Origin of the sequence: Salmonella sp. NW1250, from assembly GCF_051812965.1 — a bacterium.
In the GTDB taxonomy this organism is placed as follows: Bacteria; Pseudomonadota; Gammaproteobacteria; order Enterobacterales; family Enterobacteriaceae; genus Salmonella; species Salmonella enterica.
This window is the reverse complement of the sequence record NZ_JAMNDD010000003.1, coordinates 318,996-332,767: the sequence shown is the minus strand read 5'-3', so window position 1 is coordinate 332,767 and position 13,772 is coordinate 318,996. Positions and strand designations below refer to the sequence as shown.

Genomic DNA, 13,772 nt, shown 5'->3' with positions numbered 1-13,772 from the left:
TGTGCTTACTTCTTTTTATGCGATTTTGGTACGAATCAGATAATCAAAGGCGCTCAACGAGGCTTTCGCCCCTTCGCCTGTGGCGATGATAATCTGTTTGTAAGGAACGGTGGTGCAATCGCCTGCGGCGAAGACGCCCTTAACGCTGGTTTCACATTTGGCGTCAATAATGATCTCGCCCATGCGGTTACGCTCAAGCGCGCCTTCCAGCCAGTGGGTATTCGGCAACAGACCAATCTGCACAAAAATCCCTGCCAGCGCGACGCTATGAATATCGCCGCTGACACGGTCACGATACTCCAGCCCCACCACTTTCGAACCGTCGCCCTTCACTTCTGTCGTTTGCGCATTCAAAATGATATCGACATTTTTCAGGCTACGCACTTTGTCCTGTAGCACCTGATCCGCCTTCATCTCCGGCGCGAACTCCAGCAACGTAACGTGTTCTACAATACCTGCCAGATCGATAGCCGCTTCAACGCCAGAGTTGCCGCCGCCGATGACCGCCACACGCTTCCCTTTAAATAACGGACCGTCGCAGTGCGGACAATAGGTGACGCCTTTGGTGCGATACTGATCCTCGCCCGGCACATTCATATTGCGCCATTTCGCGCCGGTGGCGATGATGATACTGCGCGCTTTCAATACTGCGCCGGACGCCGTTTCAATCTGATGCAAGCCGCCTTCTGTTGCGGCCGGAACCAGTTTACTTGCGCTCTGGCTGTCGATAACGTCAACGTCGTAATCGCTGACATGCGCTTTCAGCGCGCCCGCCAGTTTTTGGCCTTCGGTTTTCGGCACCGAGATATAGTTTTCGATATCCACGGTATCCAGCACCTGACCGCCGAAGCGCTCGCCCATCAGACCGGTACGGATGCCTTTGCGCGCCGAGTAGACCGCCGCCGCCGCGCCCGCCGGGCCGGAGCCGACAATCAGTACGTCATACGCATCGCGTTTGTTCAGCGCTTCCGCCGCGCGTTTTTCTGCGCCAGTATCCACTTTAGCGACAATCTCGGTCAGAGTCATACGTCCCTGGCCGAACTCTTTACCGTTAACAAATACCGCCGGAACACCCATCACGTTACGTTCGGTGATTTCGTTCTGGAAGGTGCCGCCATCAATTGCCGTATGTTTAATACGCGGGTTCAGCACCGCCATCAGGTTCAGCGCCTGCACTACGTCCGGGCAGTTATGGCAGGAGAGTGAATAATAAGTTTCGAATTCAAAATCGCCGTCAATATCGCGAATCTGCTCCAGCAGCGACTGCGCTTCTTTTGACGGATGACCGCCGGTCCACAGCAGCGCCAAAACCAGCGAGGTAAATTCGTGGCCCAGCGGAGAACCGGCAAAGCGCGGCCCTTGCTGAGAACCTGGATTCGTAATCAGGAAAGACGGCTTGCGCACCGGCAGAGTATTGTCTTCTTTAAACGTGACTTTGTCGGACAGCTCGGCGATTTCAGCCAGCAGTTCCTTGATTTCCGCCGATTTAGCGCTGTCATCCAGCGTGGCAATCAGCTCAACAGGTTTGGTCAGTTTCTCAAGGTAAGCCCTGAGCTGGGTTTTCATATTTGTGTCGAGCATTCTTCTTCCCTCTCTGAAAACATCATCATGCAAGCCGACTTCGCGGGACTGCATTAATGCAACTTGCGTCATGGTGCTGAAATGAAATGGGCGCGGGTGCGCCCATGACTGAAACAATTTCCAAAGTATTTCACGTCAGAGTAAGGCGGCTAGCCTGAGAATCCCCGGGAGCTTACTGAAGTAAGTGATCGGGGTGAGCAGGCGACGCCAACGCAGCTATGGCGTGAAAGACGACGGAAATTTAGATTTTACCGACCAGGTCTAAAGATGGAGCCAGAGTCGCTTCACCTTCTTTCCATTTCGCCGGGCATACTTCGCCTGGGTGAGCGGCAACGTACTGTGCTGCTTTAATTTTACGCAGCAGGTCAGACGCGTCACGGCCGATACCTTCAGCGGTAACTTCGATCGCCTGGATGATACCCTGCGGGTCAACAACAAAGGTCGCACGGTCTGCCAGACCTTCATCTTCACGCATGTTGTCGAAGTTACGGGTCAGGGCGCCAGTCGGGTCGCCGATCATCGCATATTTGATTTTTGCGATAGTTTCAGAGCTGCTGTGCCATGCTTTGTGCGTGAAGTGAGTATCGGTTGAGACGGAATAAACGTCTACGCCCAGCTTCTGCAGTTCTTCGTAATGGTCGGCAACGTCACCCAGTTCAGTCGGGCAAACAAAGGTAAAATCGGCCGGGTAGAAGAAGAAGACGCTCCAGCGGCCTTCGGTATCTTTCTCGGTGACTTCAATGAATTCACCGTTTTTGAACGCCTGGTTTTTGAAAGGTTTGATTTTGGTGTTAATTAAGGACATCTATACTTCCTCCGTGTTTTCGTTGAGGAGTAAGTTAACGAAATTTTGCTGATTCGGCTAATGCGTTTCCATTATCAAATCAATAAGCGTTAACTAACAACCCGATTCGGGCGACATTGTGAACACTGCGCCCTGTCAGCCATCTAAAGTAAAAAGGCCGCCTGACAGGCGGCCCCATTACCTGAACTACCCGTAGGTAACTTCAGAGCCAGTACGACTCGTCTTGCAAATTACAGACGTATTGTCTGCAACTCGAAATCCATAGCGTATATGCTGGCTAAGTGTTGCGCTCTACATTACCTTAACAAAGGCTGTAACAGCGAAAAGGATTACATCACCCCAGCATAGAAAGGGCAATCCCGGCACGCCAGCTCTTACCTATGTCTGTGATAGGCATCATCATTAATACTCTTTTCGCTTTGATCTTAAAAGGAAAAAATATGATTAAACGTACATTGCTGCTTGCTATGCTGCCCATTCTCGCCCACGCGGAAGAACTGCCTGCGCCGGTTAAAGCCATTGAAAAACAGGGCATAACTATCCTGAAATCCTTCGAGGCGCCGGAGGGCATGAAGGGCTATCTCGGAAAGTATCAGGATATGGGCGTCACGATTTACCTGACGCCGGACGGCAAACACGCGATTTCCGGCTATATGTATAATGAAAAAGGTGAAAATCTTAGCAACGCCCTGATAGAAAAAGAGATCTATGCACCGGCCGGACGTGAAATGTGGCAGAAAATGGAAAAAGCGTCATGGATACTCGACGGTAAAAAAGACGCGCCGGTGGTGCTGTATGTCTTCGCCGACCCTTTCTGCCCCTATTGTAAGCAGTTTTGGCAACAAGCTCGCCCGTGGGTCGAATCCGGCAAGGTACAATTACGTACGTTACTGGTCGGGGTGATTAAACCGGAAAGCCCGGCCACAGCCGCAGCGATTTTAGCCGCGAAAGACCCGGCGAAAACCTGGTATGACTATGAAGCCTCCGCAGGAAAGATGAAGCTGGAGGTTCCGGCGTCCATCCCCCCGGCGCAGATGAAAGTCATTAATCAGAATCAGCAGTTAATGGACGATCTTGGCGCTAACGCGACGCCAGCAATTTATTACATGAATAAAGATAAGGTTTTGCAACAGGTTGTTGGTTTACCGGAAAAAGCGCAACTGGACGCCATGATGGGGCAGCCTTAACGCAGAAATTAGCAAGGCAGAAACTTAACCGTACCCCGCCCGATAGCGCTGCGTTTGTCGGGCCAACCTCCTCCCGGCATTAACGCGACGCCAGACCAACATGTCATCCGGCACAGCCTTTTTAGACTAACGGCGTGATTATATAAGTGTCAGTTATGTCCGCCTCTACTGTGATTATTTACTCGCTAAAATATTCATAACTGTGGTATTTTAGTTTAAATAAACTCTACATTAAGTTTAATAAACATAACTCTGGTAAATTATTGAGATTAAGTCATAATCATGGAAGATACCATGATGATGCCGGGAAGATACTATGGCTAACCTTTACGACCTTAAAAAATTTGATCTTAACTTGTTGGTTATATTTGAATGTATCTATCAACATTTAAGCATTAGCAAAGCAGCAGAAACACTCTATATTACACCTTCTGCCGTAAGCCAGTCATTGCAACGCCTGCGCACGCAATTCAACGACCCTCTATTTATTCGTTCAGGTAAAGGAATTACGCCTACCGTAACAGGCATTAATTTACATTATCATTTAGAAAATAACCTTAACAGCCTGGAACAAACTATTAATATAATGAATCAGTCCAGCCTGAAGAAAAAGTTTATTATCTACAGCCCACAATTGTTGATAACGAAACAATTACTGGAACTGATGAAATATCTGCGTAAAGACCCACAGATTGAAATTGAACATCACGACATTTTGGGAACGGAAGAATCTCCTGAAGATCTTCTCGCCTACCGTAAAGCAGATATTGTCCTCTCGATGTCGCCGATCAGTAATCGCTCCATTGTTTGTACACACTTTTATAGGGTGGAATGCGTTCTGGTTTGCAGTGAAAACCATCCCCGATTGCGAGAGAGCGTAAGCGTTGAAGAACTGCTGAAAGAAACTTTTACTCATCTCATCGCCGCCGATGATGCCGCAGTAAAAGAGCATCAGACTTTCCTTAATCATGTATTAGCAGAAAGAACTATAGGCTTTAAAAGTAAGTCGCTTATCACTATTGCCAATGCGATTAGCGTGACAGATCTTATTGGTTTTTTACCTAAGATTATTGTGGATTATTATCAACCCACGGTTAAGCTTAGACAAATTTCCACACCTTTTTCTGTTCCTGCTAACCCCCTCTATCTTATGTATAATAGAGCTTCGCTGAATAATAGCGGATTTGCTGAGCTCATTGAGCACATCACAAAAAAGTATTAATAAGAAGGCCCAAGAGGGAGGTAATATAAATTCAGTGTATATGTCTACATAATGTATTTATTTGGTAAATATAATAAAGCATTGCAAGTTCATCTAATCCGCTTATCCTTTATGTTAATTATTTCGAATATACTGTAGTTAACACATCGGAGACTATCCAGAGATGTCGGTTTATAAAGTTCCGCTTGAGCAAAATGTTCTGGAAGCGGCTCAAGAGCGTATAATGTGGACCCTGGAAACCTTACCCCGGGTCTGCGTCTCATTTTCTGGTGGTAAAGATTCAGGACTTATGCTGCACCTGACGGCAACGTTGGCGCGCAAAATGAATAAAAAGATCCACGTTCTCTTCATTGACTGGGAAGCGCAATTCTCCTGTACCATCGCCTATATTGAATCATTACGTGAATATTACGCGGACGTTATTGAGCGTTTTTATTGGGTCGCATTACCCTTAACCACACAAAATTCCCTTTCACAATACCAGCCGGAGTGGCAGTGTTGGCAACCGGGTGCCGACTGGGTACGACAACCGCCAGAAGATGCGATTACCGATCCGGCCTTTTTTTCCTTTTATCAACAAGGCATGACCTTTGAACAGTTCGTTCGCGATTTTGCCGACTGGTTTTCAGAAAAACGTCCTGCCGCTATGCTGGTCGGTATTCGTTCCGACGAATCCTATAACCGATTTGCCGCTATCGCTAACTCGCATAAGCTGCGCTTTGCCGACGATAAGCCCTGGACCACGTTAGCCCCTAAGGGGCACACCTGGTATATCTATCCCATCTATGACTGGAAAACCGCAGATATCTGGACCTGGTTCGCCAAAACAGGTAAACCCTGTAACCCTTTGTATAATTTGATGTATCAGGCTGGCGTACCGCCCCGTTACATGCGTATTTGCGAACCGTTCGGTCCGGAACAACGACAGGGGTTATGGCTGTATCATGTTATCGAACCTGAGCGCTGGGCGGCCATGTGCGCCAGAGTCAGCGGCGCACTCAGCGGAGGAATATACGCCGGACAAGACAGCCATTTTTATGGCCACCGGAAAATTTTAAAACCCGATCACCTTAACTGGGAAGAGTACGCGCTGCTCCTGCTACACAGTATGCCTGAAGTCACTGCCGAACATTACCGTAATAAAATCGCCGTTTATTTGCAGTGGTATAAGAAAAAAGGCATGAACACCATTCCACAGACGCAGCATGGCGATATCGGATCGCGCGATATTCCGTCATGGCGACGGATCTGCAAAGTATTACTGAACAATGATTACTGGTGCCGGGCGCTGTCATTCAGTCCGACAAAACCTAAGAATTACCAGCGTTATAACGAACGTATGAAAGCTAAACGCCAGGAATGGGGGATCTTATGCAACACCGACTCACAACCGAAATAACTCACTTTCTCTCTGAACTGCCTGAAGAGGAGAGGATCGCCGCCATTAATGAATTTAGAATGGCGATACATAGCGTTAGTCCTTTTCGCGATGAGCCTGTCGATTGTGTCCTGTGGGTGAAAAACGATCATATTTCGCCTAATGACTACAACCCGAATAACGTTGCGCCGCCGGAGAAAAAACTGCTGCTTAAATCGATTGAACAAGATGGGTTTACTCAGCCGATCGTGGTGGTAAAGGCCGATGCGGAGGAGTACGAGATTGTGGACGGTTTTCACCGTCATGAGCTGGGCAAAGGAAAAGCGGCCCTGAAAAGGCGTCTGAAAGGCTACCTGCCGATAACGTGTCTGGACAGAGAACGTCACGAACGCATGGCGGCAACCATTCGGCATAACCGCGCGCGCGGGCGTCACCAGATCCACGCCATGTCAGAAATCGTGCGCGAACTTTCTCTGCTAGGCTGGGACGAGAGCAAAATCGGCCAGGAGTTAGGTATGGACGCCGATGAAGTCCTGCGCCTGAAACAGATCAACGGCCTGCAGGAGCTTTTTGCAGACCGTCGATTCTCCAGAGCGTGGACGGTTAAATAACTACAGTTTACACAGGCGCTCTGCGGCGGCCAGCAGCGTTGATTCCTGTTTAGCGAAACATAAACGTATAAGCTGATGCGGGAAAGGGGCGGCGCAAAAGACAGAGAGCGGAATAGCGGCGACACCGACTTCTTCGGTTAGCCACTGACAAAACTCAACGTCATTTAGCGTCGACACTGCGCTGTAATCGATTAACAGAAAATAGGTACCTTCACAGGGCAGCACTTTTAATCGGCTTTGCGCCAGCGCGTTAACCAGCACATCGCGTTTTTTCCGGTAAAAATCGGGTAACGCGCGATAGTGTTCCGGCGCGGCGCGCAGCATATCCGCCAGCGCCAGTTGCGCCGGCGTATTGACGCAAAACGTCAGGTACTGATGAACTTTGCGGATTTCGGCGCTAATGGCCGCAGGCGCAACGCAGTAACCAATCTTCCATCCCGTCATATGAAAGGTTTTACCAAACGATGAAACGGCAACCGCCCGCTCTCGTAACTGAGGGTGCGCCAATACGCTGGCATGACCTTCGACGGCAAAACAAATATGTTCGTACACTTCATCGCTTAACACATAAATTTCCCGCTCGCCGATAGCCTGCCACAGCGCCTCGATATCCTCCTGACGCCAGACGGTAGCGGTGGGATTATGCGGCGTATTGAGGATCACCAGCCGCGTGCGCTCGCTAAGCAACGCCGAAAACGCCTGCCAGTCGACGCGAAAATGCGGCGGCGTAAGCGCTATGCGTTTTAACACGCCGCCGGAAAGCGCCACGGCTGGGGCATAGCTGTCGTAACTGGGATCGAAACAGATAACTTCATCCCCTGCCCGCACGAGCGCGGTAATCGCCGCGTACAACGCTTCTGTCGCGCCCGCTGTGACGGTGATATCACTTACGTCATCGGGTCGATAACCATATATTTCCGCCGTTTTATCGGCTATGGCCTCCCTCAGCGCCTGCGCGCCCGTCATCGGCGCATATTGATTCGCGCCCTGCGCGACATGATAAGCCAACCGCTCGTGCAAATAAGAAGGACCATCAAAATCAGGGAAGCCTTGCGATAAATTTATTGCCTGATGTTTCTGCGCCAGCGCGCTCATTTGCGTAAAAATCGTGGTGCCAAGATTGGGCAATTTGCTTTTTGGAATCAGTGGGTTATTTCTCATTATCTTCATACCCGCCAGTGATGTGGTTATTGACACACTATCACAGGGTGTTAGTATTTGGCAATCAAGACGTTTAGATGTCTAAATATAATAACAGCGGTGAGAAGACCCTAAGGACAACACAACATGAACCACACTGAAATCCGCGTCGTTACCGGCCCGGCGAATTATTATTCCCATGCCGGAAGTCTCGGAAGACTGACAGACTTTTTCACGCCGGAACAGCTTTCCCACGCCGTTTGGGTGTACGGCGAACGCGCGATTGCCGCCGCCCGGCCTTACCTGCCGGAAGCGTTTGAACGTGCTGGCGCAAAACATCTGCAGTTTACCGGCCATTGTAGCGAACGCCATGTTGCCCAACTGGCGCACGCCTGCAACGACGATCGTCAGGTGGTGATAGGCGTCGGCGGCGGCGCGCTGCTCGATACCGCCAAAGCGCTCGCCCGCCGTCTGGCGCTGCCGTTTGTCGCTATCCCGACCATCGCGGCAACCTGCGCCGCCTGGACACCGCTTTCCGTCTGGTATAACGACGCGGGACAGGCGTTACAGTTCGAAATTTTTGATGATGCCAATTTTCTGGTGCTGGTCGAACCGCGCATTATTCTGCAGGCGCCCGATGACTATCTGTTAGCTGGCATTGGCGATACGCTGGCGAAATGGTATGAAGCCGTTGTGCTTGCGCCGCAGCCTGAAACGTTGCCATTGACCGTAAGACTGGGCATTAACAGCGCGTGCGCTATTCGCGATCTCCTGCTGACCAGCAGCGAACAAGCATTAGCGGATAAACAGCAGCGTCGGCTGACCCAGGCATTTTGCGACGTGGTTGATGCGATTATCGCTGGCGGCGGTATGGTCGGCGGCCTAGGGGAACGCTATACCCGTGTCGCCGCCGCCCATGCGGTACACAACGGTCTGACCGTCCTGCCGCAAACGGAAAAATTCCTGCACGGAACGAAAGTGGCTTATGGCATTCTGGTGCAAAGCGCGCTACTGGGACAAGATGACGTGCTGGCGCAATTGATTGCAGCGTACCGGCGATTTCATCTGCCGGCCAAGCTTAGCGAACTGGACGTGGATATTCATAACACCGCCGAGATCGATAGGGTAATCGCGCATACCCTGCGCCCGGTCGAATCCATCCACTATTTACCGGTGACGTTAACGCCAGACACCCTGCGTGCGGCGTTTGAAAAAGTTGAATTTTTCAGAATATAGCCTGGTGAAGTTGCGTTTATCAGGCCTGGCAACCCTCAGCAGCAACGCGCGCCGCCTTTTCCACCATAGCGCGCATCCTGCCGCTCGCGGAAAAATTCTTCATAGGTCATCGGCGCCTGATCCGGATGCGTTATGCGCATATGCTCAACATAGTTGTCGTAGTCTGGCACGCCAATCATCATTTTTGCGGCCTGTCCCAGATATTTTCCGGCTTTCGAAAGCGTATCGAACATCGTTGTCACCTGTCATTCAAATGCCCTCTCCTTATTCTGGAGAGGGCTATTGATGTAAAAAGATTAGTGCGCGCCTTTCGCCTGCGTCACGATCTCATCCACATTTTCCGGCATCGGCTCATACGGCGTTTCATTCGCCGTCGGTTTATCAATTTTCAGAGCGACCAGCGCCGTCTTAATAGAGAAGACCGCCAGCACCACGACCACCACCATAAAGAAGATGGTTAGCCCGGCATCCAGACGGTTATTGAATACCAACTGCGCGAGCTGCGATTCGGTGTACTGCGGCGGAATATTGCCGCTGTCGATCATCGCCTGGAACTTATTGGCAATGGCCAGGAAGCCGATTTTCGCATCCGGACTAAACGCTTTCTGCCAGCCCGCCGTCAGCGTACAAATCAGCAGCCAGGCCGTCGGCACCAGCGCGACCCACGCATAACGCTGACGCTTCATTTTGAACAGTACCACAGCGCAAAGCATCAGCGCCATCCCCGCCAGCATCTGGTTAGCGATGCCAAACAGCGGCCACAGGGTGTTAATACCGCCCAACGGATCGACCACGCCCTGATGGAGGAAATACCCCCACGCCAGCACGCACAATGCCGTAGCAAGCAGGTTCGCTGGCAGCGAATCGGTACGTTTCAGCCCTGGCGACACTACGCCCAACAAATCCTGCAACATAAAGCGCGCCGCACGGGTACCCGCATCCACCGCCGTCAGAATAAACAGCGCTTCAAACAGAATGGCAAAGTGATACCAGAACGCCACATCCATCATGCCGCCCAACGCGCCATGTAAAATGTAGGCCATCCCTACCGCCAGCGTTGGCGCACCGCCTGCGCGGGAGATAATAGATTGTTCGCCGACTTCATTGGCAATCTGGTGTAACGTATCCGGCGTGATAGCGAAACCCCAACTACTGACCACCTGCGCGGCAGAAGCCACGACATCCGCTGTCCCCGCTGGCGCCAGTACCGCCATCGGGCTATTCATCGCAAAGTAAACGCCCGGATCGATAATACAGGCCGAGACCAGCGCCATAATGGCGACGAAAGATTCCATTAACATCCCGCCGTAGCCGATAAAGCAGGCCTGGCCTTCGTTGGCCAACATCTTCGGCGTCGTGCCGGAGGAGATGAGCGCATGGAAACCGGAGACCGCGCCGCAGGCGATGGTAATAAACAGGAACGGGAACAGGTCGCCCGTCCAGACCGGTCCGGTACCATCAACAAATTTGGTCAGCGCCGGCATAGTCAGCGTCGGACGCATGATCAGAATCCCGACCGCCAGACCGACAATCGTACCAATTTTCAGGAAGGTAGAGAGGTAATCACGCGGCGCGAGCAGCAGCCAGACCGGCAGTACCGCCGCGACAAAACCATAACCCACCAGCATCCAGGTAAGCTGCACGCCAGTAAAATCAAAGTACGGCGCCCAGGTTGGGCTTGCCGCCACCCATCCGCCGGAAATAATAGCGAAAATAAGAAATACCAGCCCAATGACCGACACCTCGCCGATGCGCCCCGGACGCAGATAACGCAGGTAGATGCCCATAAAAATCGCCAGTGGAATGGTGAACGCGACAGTGTACGTTCCCCACGGGCTATGGGTCAGCGCTTTCACCACGATCATCGCCAGGACGGCCAGAATGATCACCATGATCATAAAGCAGGCCACCAGCGCGATCACCCCTGCCGTCGCGCCCATCTCCTCTTTAACCAGCTCGCCAAGCGAACGCCCATCGCGCCGGGTCGAGACGAACAGCACCATAAAGTCCTGCACCGCTCCCGCCAGCACGACGCCCGCCAGCAGCCAGATCATCCCCGGCAGATAGCCCATCTGCGCCGCCAGTACCGGCCCGACCAGCGGACCTGCGCCAGCAATGGCCGCAAAATGGTGACCAAAAAGCACTTTCTTATCGGTCGGGACATAATCCAGACCATCATTATGACGTACCGCGGGCGTCATACGCGTTGGGTCAACCGCCAGCACTTTTTTGGCGATATAGAGCCCATAAAAACGATACGCAATAAGATAGACACAGACCGACGCCACCACGATCCATAGCGCGTTGATCTGTTCCCCACGATTTAACGCAATATAGCCCAGGGCAAACGCACCCAATACTGAGAGCGCTGTCCAGACGAGGTATTTCCCTGATTTATTCATAGTTGTTGTCCGTTTGGGTGTTCCAGAGAGATGTTACATTTTGTTTCTATAACACCTTTACCGTAATTAACAACACAACAACATGATAAAACCGTATCGTTACCCATTTTTTACATTACAGTGTTAACCAGATCACTTCCTTTCTTCGTTAATGCTGCAATTGCATTTTACTTTGCCAGAACTATCCCATTACCGCCGTTCCCAGGCGACAGGTACAGCAGCGCCTCCCCTGCTCGTCAAAGAGCGTAATTTCCCAGCTTTGATTCTGCCGCCCCAAATGCAGCGGCAGGCAAACGCCGCGTACTTTCCCCTGCGAGACGGCGCGGTGGTGGGTGGCGTTTAACTCGGTCCCGACCACGCACTGCCCGTCGCGGGTCATCAGATAACCCGCCATTGATCCTAACGTCTCCGCCAGCGCTGCCGATGCGCCGCCGTGTAGCAGACCAAACGGTTGATGAGTGCGGGCATCGACGGGCATTTCCGCCTCCAGCACGTCATCGCCCAGACGGGTGTAAACAATACCCAGATGCGCCACCAGCGTGTTCTGACTGGTAGCGTTCAATTCATCCAGCGTTAAATGCCGTTTCCAGATCATCGTCAGGCTCCCAATGTTGAACCGCCGTCCACCACGATATCCTGCAAGGTAATGTGGCTGGCCAGATCGGAGGCAAGAAACAAAATGGTATTGGCTATCTCCTGCGGACGGGCGATTTTACCGAGCGGTATGCCGAGCTTAAACTGTTCGCCGAAACCGCGAATACGCTGCTGTTCGGCATCTTCACTCACCCATAACGTGCGCTGCATATCGGTGTCAGTCGAACCAGGCGACACCACATTACAGCGCACCCCGCAGCCCGCCAGCTCCAGCCCTACGGTTAGCGCCAGGCTTTTCAGCGCCGCTTTAGAGGCGCCGTAGGCGCTCATACCGATGCGCGGCGTATGCGCCGCATCTGAGGCTACGGTGACAATCGCCCCTCCCTGCTGACGGCGAAACTGCGCCATCGTCTGCGAAAACAGGTTAAATGCCCCGCCCACATTGACCGCAAACGTCTGCTGCCAGTCGTCGACGCTAAGCGCATCGGTCGCTCCCATACGTAAAATACCGGCGGCGTTGACCAGCACATCCAGCCGCGGCGTTTTTTGCAACACACGCTGGCACACCTGCGCAACCTGCCCGGCATCCGCCACATCCATAACTTCGGTAGCAAAGGGATAACTCTCTTGCGTAAATTCGCGATCGAAGCCGATCACCCGCGCCCCGGCGTCAACAAACGCCAGTGCCGTCGCGTAACCGATCCCTTTCCCCGCCCCGGTCACCCATACCGTTTTGTCTGAAAAATCAATACAGGGCATTACTCTACCCCGCGAGAAAGCAGCGCCCACCAGGCGTCAATGGTCGGGTTTTTCGCCAGCATCACGAAGTCGATATCGCCGTGTACTTTACGCCAGCGCGCTGCCAGCCCCATCATGCGTACTGAATCCAGGCCATAATCAATCAGGTTTTCATCATCCAGCGGCTCGTCGGTCTCATCCAGCAACGGCAGAATCAACGCCCGCAGCGCCGCTTTACTGGCAGGAACCGGCGTCGGCAGCAGCGACTCGGTCATGACGACGCGACCGGAACGCCCCGCCACATAGTTCAGCGCCATCAGATGCTCTTCCCGGCTGAAATCCGCCAGCGCATCCGCCACCATAAACGGCTTAATGTCGCGCATAAACGCATCGGTAGCGGTGGTCATACAGCCAATATGCGCATACACGCCGGTAATGATGAGCTGATTACGTCCGGTATCTTTTAACATCTGTTCCAGCGGCGAGCGGTGAAACGCGCTATAGCGCCACTTCACCAGCACCGTATCCGCCTCATCCGGCGTTAAGGCTTCTACCACCTTCTGCTGTTCCGGAGAGCGCGTCAGTCCCGGCCCCCACATATCATTGAGTAACGCGCGATCTTCATCGCTTTGCTCTTTCGGCTGAGCGGTGTAATAGACCGGGATATGATGTTCCTTACAGTACTGGCGCAGAGCGGCGATATTGGCAATCACCTGGTCCATCATTGGGCAGTTGCGGCCCCAAAAGCTGACAAAGTAATCCTGCATATCGTGGATGAGCAGCGCAGCGCGCTCCGGCTCAAATGCCCAGTTCACTTTGTTGGTCGGGATATCCAGTGCGGTGGGCAGCGCGTAAGACTGTAGTTTCGGAATGGCCAT

The 13,772-nt window shown here is 52.3% G+C and carries 13 protein-coding genes; 5 read left to right on the top strand and 8 right to left on the bottom strand.

Annotated features, from left to right (window positions below; genetic code table 11):
- Positions 1–15 precede the first annotated feature (15 nt).
- Both ahpF and ahpC read right to left on the bottom strand, forming a co-directional pair.
- Positions 16–1,581: an alkyl hydroperoxide reductase subunit F gene (ahpF, locus tag NBA72_RS07155; protein WP_000887644.1), complete on the bottom strand. Its 1,566-nt coding sequence runs from the start codon at positions 1,579–1,581 to the stop codon at positions 16–18.
- 241 nt (positions 1,582–1,822) lie between these two features.
- A complete protein-coding gene (ahpC, locus tag NBA72_RS07150; protein WP_000052802.1) occupies positions 1,823–2,386 on the bottom strand; it encodes an alkyl hydroperoxide reductase subunit C in 564 nt (187 codons plus the stop codon).
- A 440-nt stretch (positions 2,387–2,826) separates the two neighbouring features.
- Here ahpC and dsbG point away from each other — a divergent pair, with 440 nt between their 5' ends.
- The 4 genes from dsbG to NBA72_RS07130 all read left to right on the top strand — a co-directional run bounded on the left by dsbG (position 2,827) and on the right by NBA72_RS07130 (position 6,784).
- Positions 2,827–3,573, top strand: a complete 747-nt coding sequence (gene dsbG / locus NBA72_RS07145; protein ID WP_042948046.1) for a thiol:disulfide interchange protein DsbG — start codon at positions 2,827–2,829, stop codon at positions 3,571–3,573.
- A gap of 316 nt (positions 3,574–3,889) precedes the next feature.
- On the top strand, positions 3,890–4,795 hold the full coding sequence (gene citR, locus NBA72_RS07140) for a DNA-binding transcriptional repressor CitR (RefSeq protein WP_000002487.1): 906 nt from the start codon (positions 3,890–3,892) through the stop codon (positions 4,793–4,795).
- Between the two features lie 163 nt (positions 4,796–4,958).
- Entirely contained in the window at positions 4,959–6,194 is a 1,236-nt protein-coding gene (locus NBA72_RS07135) for a phosphoadenosine phosphosulfate reductase (RefSeq protein WP_023182267.1), read from the top strand.
- Complete coding sequence (locus tag NBA72_RS07130; RefSeq protein ID WP_001164755.1) at positions 6,167–6,784, top strand: IbrB-like domain-containing protein; 618 nt, start codon at positions 6,167–6,169, stop codon at positions 6,782–6,784. The genes NBA72_RS07135 and NBA72_RS07130 overlap by 28 nt, the downstream gene beginning before the upstream one ends.
- Here NBA72_RS07130 and NBA72_RS07125 read toward each other — a convergent pair whose 3' ends face one another.
- Positions 6,785–7,945 (bottom strand): pyridoxal phosphate-dependent aminotransferase, encoded by a 1,161-nt coding sequence (locus tag NBA72_RS07125; RefSeq protein WP_001245605.1) that lies wholly within the window; start codon positions 7,943–7,945, stop codon positions 6,785–6,787.
- Between the two features lie 126 nt (positions 7,946–8,071).
- Between NBA72_RS07125 and NBA72_RS07120 the strand changes: the two genes are divergently transcribed.
- Positions 8,072–9,160: an oxidoreductase gene (locus tag NBA72_RS07120; protein ID WP_042948050.1), complete on the top strand. Its 1,089-nt coding sequence runs from the start codon at positions 8,072–8,074 to the stop codon at positions 9,158–9,160.
- 35 nt (positions 9,161–9,195) lie between these two features.
- On the opposite strand, the gene NBA72_RS07115 is transcribed toward NBA72_RS07120, so the two are convergent.
- From NBA72_RS07115 to NBA72_RS07095, 5 genes are all read right to left on the bottom strand, one after another.
- Positions 9,196–9,393, bottom strand: a complete 198-nt coding sequence (locus NBA72_RS07115) for a YbdD/YjiX family protein (protein WP_042948051.1) — start codon at positions 9,391–9,393, stop codon at positions 9,196–9,198.
- A 63-nt stretch (positions 9,394–9,456) separates the two neighbouring features.
- The gene (gene cstA, locus NBA72_RS07110) at positions 9,457–11,562 is read right to left on the bottom strand and encodes a pyruvate/proton symporter CstA (RefSeq protein ID WP_042948053.1); all 2,106 of its coding nucleotides are present in this window, start codon (positions 11,560–11,562) and stop codon (positions 9,457–9,459) included.
- Between the two features lie 181 nt (positions 11,563–11,743).
- Positions 11,744–12,157, bottom strand: coding sequence for a proofreading thioesterase EntH (gene entH / locus NBA72_RS07105; protein WP_000637966.1), 414 nt, complete (start codon positions 12,155–12,157; stop codon positions 11,744–11,746).
- A gap of 2 nt (positions 12,158–12,159) precedes the next feature.
- A complete protein-coding gene (gene entA / locus NBA72_RS07100; protein WP_001112176.1) occupies positions 12,160–12,915 on the bottom strand; it encodes a 2,3-dihydro-2,3-dihydroxybenzoate dehydrogenase EntA in 756 nt (251 codons plus the stop codon).
- The gene (locus NBA72_RS07095; RefSeq protein ID WP_001007166.1) at positions 12,915–13,772 is read right to left on the bottom strand and encodes an isochorismatase; all 858 of its coding nucleotides are present in this window, start codon (positions 13,770–13,772) and stop codon (positions 12,915–12,917) included. The genes entA and NBA72_RS07095 overlap by 1 nt, the downstream gene beginning before the upstream one ends.